General features: G+C 71.1%; 22 protein-coding genes. 20 read left to right on the top strand and 2 right to left on the bottom strand.

Annotated elements, in window-relative coordinates:
• Positions 1-49: 49 nt before the first annotated feature.
• The 3 genes from GBN72_RS12665 (at position 50) to GBN72_RS12655 (ending at position 4,019) form a co-directional block, all read left to right on the top strand.
• A complete protein-coding gene (locus GBN72_RS12665) occupies positions 50-1,138 on the top strand; it encodes an endo-1,4-beta-xylanase (protein ID WP_151771783.1) in 1,089 nt (362 codons plus the stop codon).
• Between the two features lie 285 nt (positions 1,139-1,423).
• Positions 1,424-2,347 (top strand): LysR family transcriptional regulator, encoded by a 924-nt coding sequence (locus GBN72_RS12660; RefSeq protein ID WP_151771782.1) that lies wholly within the window; start codon positions 1,424-1,426, stop codon positions 2,345-2,347.
• A gap of 292 nt (positions 2,348-2,639) precedes the next feature.
• On the top strand, positions 2,640-4,019 hold the full coding sequence (locus GBN72_RS12655) for a carbohydrate-binding protein (RefSeq protein WP_151771781.1): 1,380 nt from the start codon (positions 2,640-2,642) through the stop codon (positions 4,017-4,019).
• Between the two features lie 156 nt (positions 4,020-4,175).
• On the opposite strand, the gene GBN72_RS12650 is transcribed toward GBN72_RS12655, so the two are convergent.
• Entirely contained in the window at positions 4,176-4,586 is a 411-nt protein-coding gene (locus GBN72_RS12650) for a four-helix bundle copper-binding protein (RefSeq protein WP_151771780.1), read from the bottom strand.
• Between the two features lie 129 nt (positions 4,587-4,715).
• On the opposite strand from GBN72_RS12650, the gene GBN72_RS12645 reads away from it, so the two are divergent.
• On the top strand, positions 4,716-6,566 hold the full coding sequence (locus GBN72_RS12645) for a DUF2207 domain-containing protein (protein ID WP_151771779.1): 1,851 nt from the start codon (positions 4,716-4,718) through the stop codon (positions 6,564-6,566).
• Positions 6,567-6,656: 90 nt separating this feature from the next.
• Here the strand turns inward: GBN72_RS12645 and GBN72_RS12640 are convergent, their stop codons facing one another.
• Complete coding sequence (locus GBN72_RS12640; protein WP_151771778.1) at positions 6,657-8,213, bottom strand: MFS transporter; 1,557 nt, start codon at positions 8,211-8,213, stop codon at positions 6,657-6,659.
• Between the two features lie 106 nt (positions 8,214-8,319).
• On the opposite strand from GBN72_RS12640, the gene GBN72_RS12635 reads away from it, so the two are divergent.
• The 16 genes from GBN72_RS12635 (at position 8,320) to GBN72_RS12560 (ending at position 16,407) form a co-directional block, all read left to right on the top strand.
• A complete protein-coding gene (locus GBN72_RS12635; RefSeq protein WP_151771777.1) occupies positions 8,320-8,796 on the top strand; it encodes a MarR family winged helix-turn-helix transcriptional regulator in 477 nt (158 codons plus the stop codon).
• Between the two features lie 633 nt (positions 8,797-9,429).
• On the top strand, positions 9,430-9,738 hold the full coding sequence (gene rpsJ, locus GBN72_RS12630; protein WP_003948644.1) for a 30S ribosomal protein S10: 309 nt from the start codon (positions 9,430-9,432) through the stop codon (positions 9,736-9,738).
• A gap of 17 nt (positions 9,739-9,755) precedes the next feature.
• On the top strand, positions 9,756-10,400 hold the full coding sequence (rplC, locus tag GBN72_RS12625) for a 50S ribosomal protein L3 (protein ID WP_151771776.1): 645 nt from the start codon (positions 9,756-9,758) through the stop codon (positions 10,398-10,400).
• An 8-nt stretch (positions 10,401-10,408) separates the two neighbouring features.
• Positions 10,409-11,056 (top strand): 50S ribosomal protein L4, encoded by a 648-nt coding sequence (gene rplD, locus GBN72_RS12620; protein ID WP_151771775.1) that lies wholly within the window; start codon positions 10,409-10,411, stop codon positions 11,054-11,056.
• Complete coding sequence (gene rplW, locus GBN72_RS12615) at positions 11,056-11,475, top strand: 50S ribosomal protein L23 (protein ID WP_151771774.1); 420 nt, start codon at positions 11,056-11,058, stop codon at positions 11,473-11,475. Before rplD ends, rplW begins: the two co-directional genes overlap by 1 nt.
• Positions 11,476-11,514: 39 nt before the next feature.
• Positions 11,515-12,351 carry a 50S ribosomal protein L2 gene (gene rplB, locus GBN72_RS12610; protein WP_151771773.1) on the top strand — a complete coding sequence of 279 codons (837 nt, stop codon included), beginning with the start codon at positions 11,515-11,517 and terminating at the stop codon, positions 12,349-12,351.
• A 12-nt stretch (positions 12,352-12,363) separates the two neighbouring features.
• Positions 12,364-12,645 (top strand): 30S ribosomal protein S19, encoded by a 282-nt coding sequence (gene rpsS / locus GBN72_RS12605; RefSeq protein ID WP_108954814.1) that lies wholly within the window; start codon positions 12,364-12,366, stop codon positions 12,643-12,645.
• A 42-nt stretch (positions 12,646-12,687) separates the two neighbouring features.
• Positions 12,688-13,035 (top strand): 50S ribosomal protein L22, encoded by a 348-nt coding sequence (gene rplV / locus GBN72_RS12600; protein ID WP_108954813.1) that lies wholly within the window; start codon positions 12,688-12,690, stop codon positions 13,033-13,035.
• A complete protein-coding gene (gene rpsC, locus GBN72_RS12595) occupies positions 13,035-13,874 on the top strand; it encodes a 30S ribosomal protein S3 (RefSeq protein WP_151771772.1) in 840 nt (279 codons plus the stop codon). Before rplV ends, rpsC begins: the two co-directional genes overlap by 1 nt.
• A 3-nt stretch (positions 13,875-13,877) precedes the next feature.
• Positions 13,878-14,297 (top strand): 50S ribosomal protein L16, encoded by a 420-nt coding sequence (gene rplP, locus GBN72_RS12590; protein ID WP_005313579.1) that lies wholly within the window; start codon positions 13,878-13,880, stop codon positions 14,295-14,297.
• The gene (rpmC, locus tag GBN72_RS12585) at positions 14,297-14,521 is read left to right on the top strand and encodes a 50S ribosomal protein L29 (RefSeq protein WP_108954811.1); all 225 of its coding nucleotides are present in this window, start codon (positions 14,297-14,299) and stop codon (positions 14,519-14,521) included. Before rplP ends, rpmC begins: the two co-directional genes overlap by 1 nt.
• On the top strand, positions 14,518-14,802 hold the full coding sequence (rpsQ, locus tag GBN72_RS12580) for a 30S ribosomal protein S17 (protein ID WP_151771771.1): 285 nt from the start codon (positions 14,518-14,520) through the stop codon (positions 14,800-14,802). Before rpmC ends, rpsQ begins: the two co-directional genes overlap by 4 nt.
• 177 nt (positions 14,803-14,979) lie before the next feature.
• Positions 14,980-15,348: a 50S ribosomal protein L14 gene (gene rplN, locus GBN72_RS12575; protein WP_055718836.1), complete on the top strand. Its 369-nt coding sequence runs from the start codon at positions 14,980-14,982 to the stop codon at positions 15,346-15,348.
• A 2-nt stretch (positions 15,349-15,350) separates the two neighbouring features.
• On the top strand, positions 15,351-15,662 hold the full coding sequence (gene rplX / locus GBN72_RS12570; protein ID WP_151771770.1) for a 50S ribosomal protein L24: 312 nt from the start codon (positions 15,351-15,353) through the stop codon (positions 15,660-15,662).
• Complete coding sequence (gene rplE / locus GBN72_RS12565; protein WP_151771769.1) at positions 15,659-16,216, top strand: 50S ribosomal protein L5; 558 nt, start codon at positions 15,659-15,661, stop codon at positions 16,214-16,216. The genes rplX and rplE overlap by 4 nt, the downstream gene beginning before the upstream one ends.
• Before the next feature lie 5 nt (positions 16,217-16,221).
• The gene (locus GBN72_RS12560; protein ID WP_003956452.1) at positions 16,222-16,407 is read left to right on the top strand and encodes a type Z 30S ribosomal protein S14; all 186 of its coding nucleotides are present in this window, start codon (positions 16,222-16,224) and stop codon (positions 16,405-16,407) included.
• Positions 16,408-16,555: the final 148 nt, after the last annotated feature.

The following is a 16,555-nucleotide window of genomic DNA, read 5'->3' as shown; positions in this document are numbered from 1 at the left end:
ATCACCGACACACGCACCACTGACACCAAGCACCATCGAGAGGACCGCAATGAAGCACCTCCGTGCCGCTGCCGCCGTCATGGCGAGCGGGGCGCTGCTGTTCACCGGCGCCGTCACCTCCGCGCAGGCCGCTCCCGCCGGCCCGCACCACCACCACACCAAGGGCGCCCCGCTGAAGGCCCTGGCCGCCCGTAACCACCTGTTCTTCGGCACCGCGGTCAACATGGACGCCCTCGCCGAGGACTCCACGTACCGCAAGATCACGGCCCGCGAGTTCAACTCGGTCACCGCCGAGAACGTGATGAAGTGGGAGACCCTCCAGCCGCAGCGCGGGGTCTACGACTTCAGCGCGGGCGACGACCTGGTCGACTTCGCCCGGGCCAACGGCCAGGGGGTCCGTGGTCACACCCTGGTGTGGCACAACCAGCTCCCGGGCTGGCTGACCTCGGGCGTGGCCGACGGCTCGATCTCCAAGGACGAGCTGCGCCAGATCCTGCGTGAGCACATCACCACGGTGGCCAAGCACTACAAGGGCAAGATCTACCAGTGGGACGTCGTCAACGAGGTCTTCGAGGAGGACGGCAGCTACCGTCAGTCCCTCTGGTACCAGCAGCTCGGCCCGTCCTACATCGCGGACGCCTTCCGCTGGGCCCGCCAGGCCGACCCCCACGCGAAGCTGTACGTGAACGACTACAACGTCGAGGGCGTCAACGCGAAGTCCACCGCGTACTACAACCTGGTGAAGGACCTGCGCGCCCAGGGCGTCCGGGTGGACGGCTTCGGCATCCAGGGCCACCTGAGCACGCAGTACGGCTTCCCGGGCGACATCCCGCAGAACCTCGAGCGCTTCGCCGACCTGGGCGTGGAGTCCTCCTTCACCGAGGTCGACGTGCGCGGCATCATGCCGATGGACGAGACCAAGCTGAGCCGCCAGGCGGACTACTTCCGCGGCATGCTGGACGCCTGCCTCAACCAGCGGAAGTGCACCTCGTTCACCATCTGGGGCTTCGCCGACCAGTACTCGTGGGTGCCCGGGGTCTTCTCGGGTGAGGGCTCGGCCAACATCTACGACGAGTCCTACGCCCCCAAGCCGTCCTACTGGGCGGTCCGTCAGGAGCTGGCCGAGGGCCGCGACTGACCGACCCACACGGGCCGCTGAGGCCCGCATCCCCCCTGCCCGGTTGACGAGGGCAGGGGAACCGGCTCCGGCGGGCACTTCTACACCCCGCGCCGCCCGCCGGTGACGCGCCCCCGCCGGAGTCCTCCATCACTCCGGCGGGGGCGCACTGTCGTGGGGCCCCATGCGCGGGACGCGCCGCGTGCCGCAGTCCAGGGGTGCGGGACGCGCCGCGCGCCGCACCCCTGGGCGCCGCCGTTTCCCCCGGCCCTTGCACCGGCCCTGTCCAAGGCCCAAGCTCCGTGCATGGAGCTGGAGTTGCGGCATCTGAGAGTGATCAGGGAGATAGCCGACGCGGGCAGTCTGACCCGCGCGGCGACAGCGCTGGGACTGTCCCAGCCCACGCTGAGCGCGCAGCTGAAGAGGATCGAGCGCACGCTGGGCGGAGTCCTCTTCGAGCGCGGCCGGCTCGGGGTGCGGGCCACGCCGCTGGGTGAGCTGGTACTGGCGCGGACCCGTGTCGTGCTGCCGGCGGTGGAGGAGCTCCGGCAGGAGGCCGCGCTGTTCGCCCGCACCCGCTCCGGCCTGCGGCGTTTCCGGCTGGGCGGTACCCACGGGCCGTTGCTGGGCGGTCTGCTCGCCCGGCTGCCCGACGCGGCGTCCGGCGTCCCGGTGTCCACCCTCACCACCTGGTCGGAACGGGAACTGGCCACCCAGGTCTCCGACGGGCGGATCGACTTCGCGCTGGTCGGGGTCTGCGGGTCCGCGCATCCACCGGCCGCGCCGCAGGTGTCCTGGAGAGAGATCGCGGTGGACGCCGTGCACGTGATGCTGCCGGTCACCCATCCGCTGGTGGGGCGGGCGGAGATCGACCTGGCCGAGCTGGCCGGCGAGGACTGGGGAGCGGTGCCGGGGGACGGCTGCTTCGCGGACTGCTTCTCCGCGGCCTGCACCCGGGCCGGTTTCACCCCGCGGAGTTTGTACGAGACGGACACCTCGTCCGTCGTGCACCTGGTGCAGGTGGGGCGTGCGCTGGGGCTGGCGCGGGCGACGTTCCCGCCGACGCCGGGCATCGTGACGCGGCCGCTGGCGCGTACGCCGCTCACCTGGCGGCACCTGCTGGGTTGGCAGGACGCGGCGCAACCGGCCCCGGCCGTCGACCTGGTCTTCACGCAGGCGCGGGCGGCCCACGCGGACGCCCTGGAACGGGCCGCGACGGGCCAGGCGTGACGGGCGCGGGGGAGCGGCGCGGAGCCGGGTGGTGGGCGCGGGGGCGTGGGCGGTGGTGTGGGCGGGCGGGTCTGGGCGTGGGCGGCGGTGTGGGCGGGCGGGTCTGGGCGTGGGCGGCGGTGTCGGTGGGAGGTTCCGGGCGTGGGCGGTGGTGTGGGCGGGAGGGATCCATAGCTCCGGGGGAGGGGGTCGGCCGGAGGCTGACGGGGGCGAGCGGTGCGGCCGTACGGTCTCGGCAGCTCGAAGCTCCCCGCACGGCTCCTGATCCGCCTCCCACGTGTAGGAGACCTCCATGCCCAAGATCTCCCGGGCCGCCGGCACGGCGGCCCTGCTCGCCGCCGGCACCCTGGTGCTGTCCGGCCTGGTCGGCACCGCCGCCGCCCGGCCGACCGTGCCGTCCGTCCCCGACGCCCCGTCCGCGGCCGAGACCCTCCGGGTCGACCGGGCCCCGGCCGGACTGCTGCAGGCGCTCCGGCGCGACCTCGGCCTGACCGCCGGGCAGGCCGAGCGGCGCCTGGCCAACGAGGCGGAGGCCGGCCTCACGCTCGGCCGGCTGAGCCTGGAACTCGGCGCCCGCGACGCCGGTTCCTGGGTGGGCGGCGCGGAGTCCGGCACCCTCACGGTGGCCACCACCGACCGCTCCGACGTCGCCGTCATCGAGCGGGCCGGCGCGCGGGCGGTCGTCGTGGACCGCTCGCTGGGAGAGCTGGAGGCGGACAGGGACCGGCTCGACCGGGCCACCCGGGCCGTCCCCGCGCAGGACGCACCGGTCCGCTACGTCGACCCGGTGCGCAACAAGGTGGTCGTCGAGGCCGTCGATCCGGCCGTGGCCGCGAAGCTGGTCGCCGTGGCCGGCGTGGACCCGGCGGCCGTCGAGGTGGTGCGGACCGGTGAGCGCCCGCGCACCTACTACGACCTGCGCGGCGGCGACGCGTACTACATGGGCGGGGGTGGCCGGTGTTCGGTCGGTTTCCCGGTGACCCGTTCCACCACCCAGGGTTTCGTGACGGCGGGCCACTGCGGCACGGCCGGCCGGTCCACCTCCGGCCACAACCAGGTCGCCCAGGGCACCTTCCAGGGCTCCACCTTCCCCGGGCGCGACATGGCGTGGGTGGCGGTCAACTCCAGCTGGACGGCGACCGCGACCGTGGTGGGCTCCGGCTCCCAGGTGACGGGCTCCACGCAGGCCGTCGTGGGCGCGTCGATCTGCCGTTCCGGTTCCACCACCGGCTGGCGCTGCGGCACCGTCCAGCAGCACAACACCAGCGTCACCTACGCCGAGGGCACCGTCTCCGGCGTCACCCGTACGTCCGTGTGCGCGGAGCCGGGCGACTCGGGCGGCTCCCTCATCTCCGGCAGCCAGGCACAGGGCGTCACCTCCGGCGGCAGCGGCAACTGCGCCTCCGGCGGGACCACCTACTACTACCCGGTCAACCCGATCCTCTCCTCGTACGGGCTGACGCTGAAGACCGCGGGCTCGACCACCCCGCCCACCACGCCGCCGACCACCCCGCCCGACCCCGGCTCCTCCACGTGGGCGCCGGGCGTCGTCTACCAGCCGGGCGCCACCGTGACCTACAGCGGCGTGACCTACCGGTGCCTCCAGCAGCACCAGGCGCAGGGCGGCTGGGAGCCGCCGAACGTGCCGGCCCTGTGGCAGCGGGTCGCCTGACGAGCGTTCCGTCCGCCCCCGACCACCGCCCTCCCCGACTCCCCCGCCCTCGGGGGACCCCACCGACGGGACCCTGACCCCGTCGGTGCGCCGCGCCCCCGCCGGAGCCCTCCATCCCTCCGGCGGGGGCGCACCGCTGCACCGGGCGGCGGGTCGTCAGCCCAGCGCGGCCAGCAGGGCCTCGCACGCGTCCTCGCAGGAGCGGCACGCTTCGGCGCAGATCTGGCAGTGGTCGTGCTGGGTGTGCTGGGCGCACTCCTCCCCGCACGCCCGGCACGCGGCGGCGCAGGCGGTGAGCAGGGTGCGGGTGACGTTGGCGTCGTACTCGGTGTGCCGGGAGAGCACCGATGCCGTGCTGGAGCAGACGTCGGCGCAGTCCAGGTCGGAGCGGACGCACTTGGCCAGCTCGTCGACCATCTCCTCGGAGAGACAGGCGTCCGCGCACGCCGTGCACACCTGGGCGCAGCACACGCACTCCTCGACGCAGGCGATGAGCTTGTCCCGGTCCACGCCGCCCAGGGCCGCGGGGTAGGCGTCGAGCATCTCCTTGACCTTGAGCGTGGTCATACGGTCACTCTCCTTCCGCTCGTCACCCTCGCCGGGTGGGCGGATCGGGACGGGGCAAACCTGACCACGCGGCGCACGGATACGCTCCCGGCAGTGCGAGCCGTGGATCACGGGGAGGGGAGGGCTTCGATGACGCCGGGACCGGTGGGCGGGAGGCGGCGGGACGTCGTGCTGCTGCTGACGGGGGTGCTCGTGGTGGCGCTCGCGGGCCTGCTGGGCGCGTTCCTCGGCGCACCGGGGGAGCGGGTGCGCGTGCACTCGTCAACCGCCGACATCGCCCCGGACGACAGCGTGCGGATCACCGAGGTGATCGACTACGACTTCGACGGCGAGGACCGGCACGGCATCCACCGCCGTCTGCCGGTGACCGAGGCCGGACCGCCGCGGGACGTGACAGCCACCCTCGACGGGGAGCCGGTCGTCTTCGAGACGGTCGACGGCGCCGCCTCCGTGCGCGTCCGCATCGGCGACCCGGCACGGACGCTGACCGGGGTGCACCGCTACCGCCTCACCTACACCGTGCCCGGCATGGTGACCGGCGGAGCGGGACTGGTCTGGGACGTGACCGGTCCGGGCTGGGACGTGCCGGTGGACCGCCTGCGGGCGCGGGTCACCGCCCCGGCCGCGCTGGAAGGGGCGGGCTGCGACCGCTACGGCTCCGGCGAGCCCACCCTGTGCGTCACCCGGCAGACGTCGTCCGGCACGCTGGCCGTGGACGTCTCCGGCTTGGAGGCCGGGGAGGAGGTCACGGTCAGCACCGAGGTGGGCGCGGCGCTGCCCGGTGACGCGGCCCGTCCGCCCGCGGAGCGGAGCGCGACGATGCCCGGGGGCATGGCGCGTCCGCCCGCGGAGCCGGACCTGCCGCTCGCCGCGGAGGGGAGCGACAGCGCCTGGCGGGCCGGGGCGGTGTCCGCGGTGGCCGCCTCCGTCGCCGTCCTGCTCGTGGCGGCGCTGGTCCGGCTGGCCGGGCGTGACCGGGTCGCGGGACCCGACGGCGGCGTGCGCCGGGGCGGCCCGCGCCGTCCGGGCGCCGTGGTGAAGCCCTCGCCGGTTCCGCCCGAGGGGCTCACCCCGGCGCAGGCCGGGATACTCCTCGCCGGCCGGGTGCGCGACGAGCACCGCGTGGCCTGGCTGATGTCCGCCTCGCGGAACGGCACGCTGACCATCTCCGGCCGCAAGAGGCCGGTGCTCCACCGGACCCCCGGCCGCCCCGGCCGCCCCGGCCGCCCCGGCCGCCCCGGCGGCAACGGCGGCAACGGCGGCAACCGCGGCACCGGCGGCCCCGGTCCGGCCGCCGAGGGCCCCACCGCCAGGGGCGTCACGGCCGAGCACTTCACCGCCGAGGTCCTGGACGTCCTCTTCGCCCGCCCCGGCCGGATACGCCTGGGCCGGTACCACCGTGACTTCGCCGCGGCGTGGAAGCTGCTGCGCACCCGCCTCGACGAGTGGCGGGCCGCCGGCGGCGACGGCCTGTGGAGGCCGTGGGGCGACGCCCTCCACCGGACCGCCCTGTGGGCGGGCGGTGCGGCGGCGCTCGCCGGGGTCGTCCTGACCGCGGTCGCCGACCCGGACGCGCGGGCGGGCTGGGCGTTCCTGGCGGGCGCCGGCCTCGCCCTGGTCGTCCGCGGCCGGGAACTGCGCGCCCGCACGCCGCGCGGCACCCGGCTCCGGCTCGACACCGAGGCATACCGCCGCCATCTGGCCGATCCCGACACCCCCCGCACGGACGGGGCCACGCCATGGGCGGTGGCCCTCGGCCTCGCCGATACCTGGGCCGCGGGCTCCCGCCGCCACGACGGCGACCTGGTCGCGCTGACCCTTCACCTGTCCGCCGCCTCGGCCGCGAGCACCCACCTCGCGTCCTCCGCGGGCTCCGGTGGCTCCTCGTCCGGCGGGCACGGCGGGGACGGCGGCAGCGGCAGCGGCGGCGGTGGTGGTGGCGACAGCGGCGGTGGCGGGGACGGCGGCGGGTCCTGGTAGCGGGGCGCGCGGAACGCCGGAACGCCGGAGCGCCGGAACGCCGGAGGCGTCAGTGGCCGCCGCGGCGGCCACCGGGCTCCGCCGGGCGGCTCAGTGGCCGCCGCCCGCCGGGGCATGGTGGCCCCGGGCCGCCGGACCGGTGGTGACCAGCAGGCCCGCGGCGAGCGCGGCGAGCAGCATCGCGGCGACGCCCCACCACAGGGCCTGGGTGAAGCCGTGCACCATGCCCTCGCGCAGCACCCGCGCCTGGTCGGCGCCGCCGGCCAGGTGGGCGTCCACGTAGCTGCCGGTCGCCGACGCCGCGATGGTGTTCAGCAGCGCGGTGCCCAGCGAACCGCCCACCTGCTGCGAGGTGTTGACCATCGCGGAGGTGACTCCCGCGTCCTGCGGACGGACGCCCTGGGTGGCGGTGGAGAAGACCGGCATGAACGTCAGGCCCATGCCGAGGCCGAGGAGCAGCATGCCCGGCAGGACGTGCGTCACGTAGTCGGAGTCGACCTCGAGGAACGTGAGCAGGGCCAGGCCGGCCGCGCCGAGCAGCATGCCGGGGACCATCAGCAGCCGCGGCGGGGTGCGCGGCAGCAGGCGGGCGGAGATCTGGGTGGAGCCGATCATGATCGCCGCGGACATCGGCAGGAAGGCCAGGCCGGTCTTCACGGGGGAGTACCCGAGGATGCCCTGCAGGTAGTACGTCATGAAGAGGAACAGGCCGAACATGCCGATGGTGGCGAGGCCCATGGTGAGGAAGCTGCCCGCCCGGTCGCGGTCGGCCAGCACCCGCAGCGGCAGCAGCGGGGTGGCCGTCCGGGACTGCCACAGGACGAAGCCGGCCAGCAGCAGCGCGCCGCCGATCAGCAGGGCCAGCACCTCGGAGTCGCTCCAGCCCAGTGCCTCGGCCTCGGAGAAGCCGTAGACCACGGCGACCAGGCCGCCGCAGCCGAGCAGCACGCCGGGCACGTCCAGCCGGGCCTCACGGTGGCCGGGACGGTCGTGCAGCAGCACCGAGGCCCCGATCACCGCGACCAGGGCGATGGGGATGTTCACGTAGAGACACCAGCGCCAGTCGAGGTACTCGGTGAGGACGCCGCCGAGCAGCAGGCCGACCGCGCCGCCCGCGCCGGCCAGCGCGCCGTAGATGCCGAACGCCTTGCCCCGCTCGCGCGGGTCGGTGAAGGTCGTGGTCATCAGGGAGAGCGCCGACGGGGCGAGCAGCGCGCCGAAGACACCCTGCAGGGCCCGTGCCGCGAAGAGCATGCCGGGCGTCTGGGCCGCTCCGCCGATCGCCGAGGCGACGGCGAAGCCGACCAGGCCGATGACGAAGGTGCGCTTGCGGCCCACCAGGTCGGCGACGCGGCCGCCGAGCAGCAGCAGGCCGCCGAAGGCGAGGGTGTAGGCGGTGATCATCCACGCCTTGTCGCCCTCGCCGATGTCCAGCGCCTTCTGGGCGGAGGGCATCGCGATGTTCACGATCGTCGCGTCGAGCACCACCATCAGCTGGGCGAGGGCGATGACCACCAGGCCCCACCAGCGGCGGGGGTCGGGAGCGTCGCCGGGGCCACCGGGTGCGGGAGGCGACGCGGTCCCTATCGCCCCCGGGGAAGCGGCAGGAGAGGAAGGAGAGGAAGGGGGAGAAGAGGCATCGCTCATGGCGCGGCGCGCTCCTTGGGCTCGTCGGTGGGCATCGTGCATCGTGCATCGTCAGTAAGGCAGATCGTCAGTATCGCTGAACATCAGCCCTGGATACGCTTATTCCATGAAGGACGCGCCTCTCCCGGATGCCCTGGCCGGCCGGCTCGGCTACCTGCTCAAGCAGGCCCACGCCCGCCTCGCCGTCGAGATGGCGGCGGCGCTCGCGCCCTACCGCCTGCACCCGCGTGAGCTGGGGGTCATGGTCGCCATCGAGGCCGGTGGCCGGGATTCGTCGCAGATGGAGATCGCCGAGCGGATCGGCCTGGACCGCACCAGCATGGTCGGCGTGGTCGACGCGCTGGAGGAGAAGGGGTACGTCGAGCGCCACCGCAGCGACCGCGACCGCCGGCGCAACGTCGTCACCCTCACCCCGGAGGGTGAACGCACGCTGTCCGCGGCGGAGCGGGCGCGCGAAGAGGTGGACCGGTCGTTCCTGGCGCCGCTGGACCCCGCGGCGGCCGCCGCCCTGGTCGAGACGCTGGCCGCCCTGCACCGCGCGCACGGCCGGGAGGACGTCCGGCCGCCGGGGTGCCCGGGCTGAACGCACGCACGTGACGGCGGGCGGTCAGCGCAGCGGGACGGCGTTTCACCCGATCGGGGCATGATCCGCGCCACATTCGGCAGCCGCTTCCGGGCGCGCGGAGCCGTGGGCCCGCGCGCCGTGCCGCGGGGTGCGCCGCCGGGGCGGCCGGGGGATCATGGAACACGCCGAGCGTGACCCGGCTGACCTGGGTCTTCGGGCGCGTTGTGGGCGACGCCGCACCCTTGGGTTTGACGCGCTGGTCGCGCCGGGTACTCTCTTCCGCCCGATTGGCCAGGCTCCCGCGCCATATGGCACACTAGCCAAGTTGCTCGGTCGAGTGTTGATGTCGCACGTCTCCCGCCGGGAGGACCGGAAGCGAGTCCCACAGTACTCGTCAGCCCCGCGCGGGCTGGAAGTACGGGAATCTTCCGGGAAGTGCGGACGCGACACCGATCAGGCACCCGGTGGGCCTTCCGCTCCCGGTCCCGCGGCGGTGAGCCGCACTCCCCCTGGTAGGGAATCCCGTTTCGGGACTTCGTATCGACGGGAGCGCGACACGCCCGACCGCGTGGGTCGGCGAAGAGGGTGAAGAGAGATCAGAGAACCCACCGGGTTCCAGAGCGTTACTAGAGACAGGACTACTGAGTAGCCATGGCGGGACAGAAGATCCGCATCCGGCTCAAGGCCTACGACCACGAGGTCATCGACTCCTCGGCGAAGAAGATCGTCGAGACGGTGACCCGCACTGGTGCGTCGGTCGCGGGCCCGGTGCCGCTGCCCACTGAGAAGAACGTGTACTGCGTCATCAAGTCGCCGCACAAGTACAAGGACTCGCGCGAGCACTTCGAGATGCGCACGCACAAGCGCCTGATCGACATTCTCGACCCGACGCCGAAGACCGTTGACTCCCTGATGCGACTCGACCTCCCGGCCGGTGTCGACATCGAGATCAAGCTCTGAAGGCCGGTGATCTGAGAATGGCTAAGCAGATCAAGGGCATCCTGGGCGAGAAGCTCGGCATGACGCAGGTCTGGGACGCGAACAACCGCGTCGTCCCGGTCACCGTCGTCAAGGCCGCCCCGAACGTTGTGACCCAGGTCCGTACGAACGACATCGACGGCTACGAGTCGGTCCAGATCGCCTTCGGCGAGATCGACCCGCGCAAGGTGAACAAGCCCCTCAAGGGCCACTTCTCCAAGGCCGACGTCACCCCCCGCCGCCACCTCGTCGAGATCCGTACCTCGGACGCTTCCGAGTACACCCTCGGCCAGGAGATCACCGCCGAGGTGTTCGAGGCCGGCGTCAAGGTGGACGTGACCGGCAAGAGCAAGGGCAAGGGCTTCGCCGGTGTCATGAAGCGTCACAACTTCAAGGGCCTCGGCGCCGGTCACGGCACCCAGCGCAAGCACCGCTCTCCCGGCTCCATCGGTGGCTGCGCCACCCCGGGCCGTGTGTTCAAGGGCCTCCGCATGGCGGGTCGCATGGGCAACGAGCGGGTCACCACCCAGAACCTGACCGTCCACGCCGTTGACGCGGAGAAGGGTCTGCTGCTCATCAAGGGCGCGGTTCCCGGTCCGAACGGCGGCCTCGTCCTGGTCCGCACCGCGGCCAAGGGGGCCTGAGGTAACCGATGAGCACTGTTGACATCCTTTCGCCGGCGGGCGACAAGGCCGGTACCGTCGAGCTCCCCTCGGAGATCTTCGACGCCAAGGTCAGCGTTCCGCTGATCCACCAGGTCGTCGTCGCGCAGCTGGCCGCTGCCCGTCAGGGCACGCACAAGACCAAGACCCGTGGCGAGGTCCGTGGTGGTGGCCGCAAGCCGTACCGCCAGAAGGGCACCGGCCGCGCCCGTCAGGGCTCGACCCGCGCGCCCCAGTTCGCCGGTGGTGGCGTCGTGCACGGTCCCGTGCCGCGTGACTACTCGCAGCGGACCCCCAAGAAGATGAAGGCCGCCGCCCTGCGTGGCGCCCTCACCGACCGGGCGCGTCACAACCGCATCCACGTCGTCTCCGGCGTGGTCGAGGGTGCTGCCTCCACGAAGGCCGCGAAGTCGCTGTTCGGCAAGATCTCGGAGCGCAAGAACCTGCTCCTGGTCGTCGACCGCGCCGACGAGGCCGCGTGGCTGTCCGCCCGCAACCTGCCCCAGGTCCACATCCTGGAGCCGGGCCAGCTGAACACGTACGACGTTCTCGTCTCGGACGACGTGGTCTTCACCCAGGCCGCGTTCGAGTCCTTCGTGTCCGGCGGCCAGGCCGTCACCGAAGGGAGCGAGGCCTGATGGCTACGCGTCACCCGAGCATCGCCTCCAAGGCTGCGAAGGCCGCCAAGGCCGCGCGCGTCGCCAAGGCGCGTCGCCACGCCGCCGAGGGCAAGAACACCGTCGTCACCCCGGCCAGCAAGGCGTACACGGACCCCCGTGACGTGCTGCTGAAGCCGGTCGTGTCGGAGAAGAGCTACGCGCTCATCGACGAGAACAAGTACACGTTCATCGTCGCGCCGGGCTCCAACAAGACCCAGATCAAGGAGGCCGTGCAGTCGGTCTTCTCGGTCAAGGTCACCGGGGTCAACACGATCAACCGCCAGGGCAAGCGCAAGCGCACCCGCACCGGGTTCGGCAAGCGTCCCGACACCAAGCGCGCGATCGTGACCCTCGCCGAGGGCGACCGTATCGACATCTTCGGCGGTCCGACCGCCTAAGGGCGTCGGATCGTCCGAATATCGGACGAGGACTGAGAAATGGGTATCCGCAAGTACAAGCCGACGACTCCGGGCCGTCGTGGCTCCAGCGTCGCCGACTTCGTCGAGGTCACGCGGTCCACGCCGGAGAAGTCGCTGGTCCGCCCCCTGCACAGCAAGGGCGGCCGTAACAACGCCGGTCGTGTGACCGTTCGCCACCAGGGTGGTGGCCACAAGCGCGCCTACCGCGTGATCGACTTCCGTCGTCACGACAAGGACGGCGTGCCGGCGAAGGTCGCGCACATCGAGTACGACCCCAACCGCACCGCGCGCATCGCGCTGCTGCACTACGCGGACGGCGAGAAGCGCTACATCATCGCGCCGCGCAACCTGCAGCAGGGTGACCGTGTCGAGGCCGGTCCCGGGGCCGACATCAAGCCGGGCAACAACCTGGCGCTCCGCAACATCCCGGTCGGTACCACGATCCACGCGATCGAGCTCCGTCCGGGCGGCGGCGCCAAGTTCGCCCGCTCCGCAGGCGCCTCCGTGCAGCTGCTCGCGAAGGAGGGCTCGATGGCCCACCTCCGCATGCCTTCCGGCGAGATCCGTCTGGTCGACGTGCGCTGCCGCGCCACCGTCGGCGAGGTCGGCAACGCCGAGCAGAGCAACATCAACTGGGGCAAGGCCGGCCGCAAGCGGTGGCTGGGCGTTCGCCCGACCGTCCGTGGTGTCGTCATGAACCCGGTCGACCACCCGCACGGTGGTGGTGAAGGCCGTACCTCCGGTGGCCGTCACCCCGTCTCCCCGTGGGGCAAGAAGGAAGGTCGTACTCGTTCGCCCAAGAAGGCGTCGAACAAGTACATCGTCCGCCGCCGCAAGACGAACAAGAAGCGCTAGGAGCGGGTTTAGATGCCGCGTAGTCTCAAGAAGGGGCCCTTCGTCGACGACCACCTCATGAAGAAGGTGGATGTCCAGAACGAAGCCGGCACCAAGAACGTCATCAAGACCTGGTCCCGTCGCTCGATGATCGTCCCGGCCATGCTCGGCCACACGATCGCGGTGCACAACGGCAAGACCCACATCCCGGTGTTTGTCACCGAGTCCATGGTCGGCCACAAGCTCGGCGAGTTCTCGCCGACGCGCACCTTCCGGGGTCACGTCAAGGACGACCGGAAGTCGAAGCGCCGCTAAGCGGGGCTGTGAAAGACCATGACAGACACTGAAGGGACAACCATGGAAGCCAGGGCCCAGGCGCGGTACATCCGCGTCACGCCCATGAAGGCCCGCCGAGTGGTGGACCTTATCCGTGGCATGGATGCCACGGAGGCTCAGGCGGTCCTGCGTTTCGCCCCGCAGGCCGCGAGCGTGCCGGTCGGCAAGGTGCTGGACAGCGCCATCGCCAATGCCGCGCACAACTACGACCACACCGATTCGTCGAGCCTGTACGTCTCCGAGGCGTACGTCGACGAGGGCCCGACTCTGAAGCGGTTCCGTCCGCGCGCCCAGGGCCGCGCCTACCGGATCCGCAAGCGGACCAGCCACATCACCGTGGTCGTCAGCAGCAAGGAAGGAACCCGGTAATGGGCCAGAAGGTTAACCCGCATGGGTTCCGGCTCGGTGTCACGACCGACTTCAAGTCGCGTTGGTACGCCGACAAGCTGTACAAGGACTACGTCAAGGAAGACGTCGCCATCCGTCGGATGATGACGTCCGGCATGGAGCGCGCCGGCATCTCCAAGGTCGAGATCGAGCGCACCCGTGACCGCGTGCGTGTGGACATCCACACCGCTCGTCCGGGCATCGTCATCGGCCGCCGGGGCGCCGAGGCCGACCGCATCCGCGGTGACCTCGAGAAGCTCACGGGCAAGCAGGTCCAGCTGAACATCCTCGAGGTCAAGAACCCCGAGACCGATGCCCAGCTCGTGGCCCAGGCCGTCGCCGAGCAGCTGTCCTCCCGCGTCTCCTTCCGTCGCGCCATGCGTAAGAGCATGCAGTCGGCGATGAAGGCGGGCGCCAAGGGCATCAAGATCCAGTGTGGCGGTCGTCTCGGCGGTGCCGAGATGTCCCGCTCGGAGTTCTACCGCGAGGGCCGCGTGCCCCTGCACACCCTCCGCGCCAACGTCGACTACGGCTTCTTCGAGGCCAAGACGACCTTCGGCCGCATCGGTGTGAAGGTCTGGATCTACAAGGGCGACGTCAAGAACATCGCCGAGGTCCGCGCCGAGAACGCCGCCGCCCGCGCCGGCAACCGCCCGGCCCGTGGTGGCAACGACCGCCCGGCCGGCCGTGGTGGCCGCGGTGGCGAGCGTGGCGGTCGCGGTCGCAAGCCGCAGCAGTCCGCCGCGGCGGCCGAGGCCAAGCCGGCCGAGGCTCCCGCGGGCGCTGCCGCCGAGCCGAGCTCTGCCGGAAAGGAGAGCTGACCCATGCTGATCCCCCGTAGGGTCAAGCACCGCAAGCAGCACCACCCCAAGCGCCGCGGTATGGCCAAGGGCGGTACGACGGTCGCGTTCGGCGAGTACGGCATTCAGGCCATGACGCCGGCGTACGTCACCAACCGTCAGATCGAGGCCGCTCGTATCGCGATGACCCGCCACATCAAGCGTGGCGGCAAGGTCTGGATCAACATCTACCCGGACCGCCCCCTCACCAAGAAGCCCGCCGAGACCCGCATGGGTTCCGGTAAGGGTTCTCCGGAGTGGTGGGTCGCGAACGTGCACCCGGGCCGGGTCATGTTCGAGCTGTCTTACCCCAACGAGAAGATCGCCCGTGAGGCGCTGACCCGTGCGGCCCACAAGCTGCCGATGAAGTGCCGGATCGTCAAGCGCGAGGCAGGTGAAGCGTGATGTCGGCCGGTACCAAGGCGTCCGAGCTGCGCGAGCTGGGCAACGAGGAGCTTCTGGCGAAGCTCCGCGAGGCCAAGGAAGAGCTGTTCAACCTCCGCTTCCAGGCGGCGACCGGACAGCTTGAGAACCATGGCCGTCTGAAGGCGGTCCGCAAGGACATCGCCCGGGTCTACACCCTCATGCGTGAGCGTGAGCTCGGCATCGAGTCGGTGGAGAACGCATGAGCGAGAGCAACGTGACTGAAAACAGCGAGGCGCGCGGCTTCCGCAAGACCGCGCAGGGCATCGTGGTCAGCGACAAGATGGACAAGACCGTCGTCGTCGCCGTCGAGGACCGTGTGAAGCACGCTCTGTACGGCAAGGTCATCCGCCGTACGAACAAGCTCAAGGCCCACGACGAGCAGAACGCCGCCGGCGTCGGCGACCGCGTTCTCCTCATGGAGACCCGGCCGCTGTCCTCGACGAAGCGCTGGCGCATCGTCGAGATCCTGGAGAAGGCGAAGTAATCGGCCGGGGCCCCGCCCCAGCCGATACGGACCGGCCGGGGGGCTTCCCCGCCCCCCGGCCCGGTTCCCGCCCCATCGAGGCCAAGTAAATTCCCGCGGGGATTCTCCCGCGGGTGAGTTCCGCCAGGCTCTCCGGCTCTGCTCCGGAGGGAACCGGCAGACGATCAGGAGATAGACGTGATCCAGCAGGAGTCGCGACTGCGTGTCGCCGACAACACTGGTGCGAAGGAAATCCTTTGCATCCGTGTGCTCGGTGGCTCCGGTCGCCGCTACGCGGGCATCGGTGACGTCATCGTCGCCACCGTCAAGGACGCGATCCCCGGTGGCAACGTGAAGAAGGGCGACGTCGTCAAGGCCGTCGTCGTTCGCACCGTCAAGGAGCGCCGCCGTCCGGACGGCTCGTACATCCGCTTCGACGAGAACGCCGCCGTCATTCTCAAGAACGACGGCGACCCTCGCGGCACCCGTATCTTCGGCCCCGTGGGCCGTGAGCTGCGCGAGAAGAAGTTCATGAAGATCATCTCCCTCGCGCCGGAGGTGCTGTGAGCATGAAGATCAAGAAGGGCGACCTGGTCCAGGTCATCACCGGCAAGGACAAGGGCAAGCAGGGCAAGGTCGTCGCGGCCTTCCCCCGTGAGAACCGTGTCCTGGTCGAGGGTGTCAACCGGGTCAAGAAGCACACGAAGGCCGGCCCGAACCAGGCCGGCGGCATCGTGACCGTCGAGGCTCCGGTCCACGTGAGCAACGTTCAGCTCGTCGTGGAGAAGGACGGCCAGAAGGTCGTGACCCGCGTCGGTTACCGCTTCGACGACAACGGCAACAAGATCCGCGTTGCCAAGCGGACGGGTGAGGACATCTGATGGCTACCACCACTCCGCGTCTGAAGACGAAGTACCGCGAGGAGATCGCGGGCAAGCTGCGTGACGAGTTCAAGTACGAGAACGTCATGCAGGTTCCCGGCCTCGTCAAGATCGTGGTCAACATGGGTGTGGGCGACGCCGCCCGCGACTCCAAGCTGATCGACGGCGCCATCCGCGACCTCACCACGATCACCGGTCAGAAGCCGGCCGTCACCAAGGCCCGCAAGTCCATCGCGCAGTTCAAGCTGCGTGAGGGTCAGCCGATCGGTGCCCACGTCACGCTCCGTGGCGACCGCATGTGGGAGTTCCTGGACCGCACCCTGTCGCTCGCGCTCCCGCGCATCCGCGACTTCCGCGGCCTGTCCCCCAAGCAGTTCGACGGCCGTGGCAACTACACCTTCGGTCTCACGGAGCAGGTCATGTTCCACGAGATCGACCAGGACAAGATCGACCGCACCCGAGGCATGGACATCACCGTGGTGACCACGGCTGCCAACGACGACGAGGGCCGCGCTCTCCTCCGTCACCTCGGCTTCCCGTTCAAGGAGGCGTGAGCGAGATGGCGAAGAAGGCTCTCATCGCGAAGGCTGCTCGCAAGCCCAAGTTCGGCGTGCGCGCGTACACCCGCTGCCAGCGCTGCGGTCGTCCGCACTCCGTGTACCGCAAGTTCGGCCTCTGCCGCGTGTGCCTCCGTGAGATGGCTCACCGTGGCGAGCTGCCGGGCGTGACCAAGAGCTCCTGGTAAATCCCCATTTGGGGATCCCAGGCTCTCGGTAAGCAGGCCGGTCCGGCAGGCGACCCGCCACACATGGCTTAGGCTGGTGTGGTTGGGCGCTTGCCGTGCCCGGCCGTCCGCGGGCACGGTCCCGCTCATAGACGCTTACTACGCCGTA

This window comes from Streptomyces abyssomicinicus (assembly GCF_008974245.1).
In the GTDB taxonomy this organism is placed as follows: Bacteria; Actinomycetota; Actinomycetes; order Streptomycetales; family Streptomycetaceae; genus Streptomyces; species Streptomyces abyssomicinicus.
The sequence above is the reverse complement of the archived record's forward strand: the minus strand, read 5'-3'. Positions and strand labels throughout refer to the sequence as shown.

Coding starts and splice junctions, on each gene's coding strand:
- GBN72_RS12650 (WP_151771780.1), bottom strand. CDS start 4,586: ATGACCACGCTCAAGGTCAAGGAGATGCTCGACGCCTACCCCGCGGCC.
- rplX (WP_151771770.1), top strand. CDS start 15,351: ATGAAGATCAAGAAGGGCGACCTGGTCCAGGTCATCACCGGCAAGGAC.
- GBN72_RS12645 (WP_151771779.1), top strand. CDS start 4,716: ATGACGCCGGGACCGGTGGGCGGGAGGCGGCGGGACGTCGTGCTGCTG.
- GBN72_RS12655 (WP_151771781.1), top strand. CDS start 2,640: ATGCCCAAGATCTCCCGGGCCGCCGGCACGGCGGCCCTGCTCGCCGCC.
- rpsS (WP_108954814.1), top strand. CDS start 12,364: ATGCCGCGTAGTCTCAAGAAGGGGCCCTTCGTCGACGACCACCTCATG.
- GBN72_RS12665 (WP_151771783.1), top strand. CDS start 50: ATGAAGCACCTCCGTGCCGCTGCCGCCGTCATGGCGAGCGGGGCGCTG.
- rplW (WP_151771774.1), top strand. CDS start 11,056: ATGGCTACGCGTCACCCGAGCATCGCCTCCAAGGCTGCGAAGGCCGCC.
- rpmC (WP_108954811.1), top strand. CDS start 14,297: ATGTCGGCCGGTACCAAGGCGTCCGAGCTGCGCGAGCTGGGCAACGAG.
- rpsC (WP_151771772.1), top strand. CDS start 13,035: ATGGGCCAGAAGGTTAACCCGCATGGGTTCCGGCTCGGTGTCACGACC.
- rpsQ (WP_151771771.1), top strand. CDS start 14,518: ATGAGCGAGAGCAACGTGACTGAAAACAGCGAGGCGCGCGGCTTCCGC.
- rplP (WP_005313579.1), top strand. CDS start 13,878: ATGCTGATCCCCCGTAGGGTCAAGCACCGCAAGCAGCACCACCCCAAG.
- GBN72_RS12640 (WP_151771778.1), bottom strand. CDS start 8,213: ATGAGCGATGCCTCTTCTCCCCCTTCCTCTCCTTCCTCTCCTGCCGCT.
- rplB (WP_151771773.1), top strand. CDS start 11,515: ATGGGTATCCGCAAGTACAAGCCGACGACTCCGGGCCGTCGTGGCTCC.
- rplD (WP_151771775.1), top strand. CDS start 10,409: ATGAGCACTGTTGACATCCTTTCGCCGGCGGGCGACAAGGCCGGTACC.
- GBN72_RS12560 (WP_003956452.1), top strand. CDS start 16,222: ATGGCGAAGAAGGCTCTCATCGCGAAGGCTGCTCGCAAGCCCAAGTTC.
- GBN72_RS12660 (WP_151771782.1), top strand. CDS start 1,424: ATGGAGCTGGAGTTGCGGCATCTGAGAGTGATCAGGGAGATAGCCGAC.
- rpsJ (WP_003948644.1), top strand. CDS start 9,430: ATGGCGGGACAGAAGATCCGCATCCGGCTCAAGGCCTACGACCACGAG.
- GBN72_RS12635 (WP_151771777.1), top strand. CDS start 8,320: ATGAAGGACGCGCCTCTCCCGGATGCCCTGGCCGGCCGGCTCGGCTAC.
- rplC (WP_151771776.1), top strand. CDS start 9,756: ATGGCTAAGCAGATCAAGGGCATCCTGGGCGAGAAGCTCGGCATGACG.
- rplV (WP_108954813.1), top strand. CDS start 12,688: ATGGAAGCCAGGGCCCAGGCGCGGTACATCCGCGTCACGCCCATGAAG.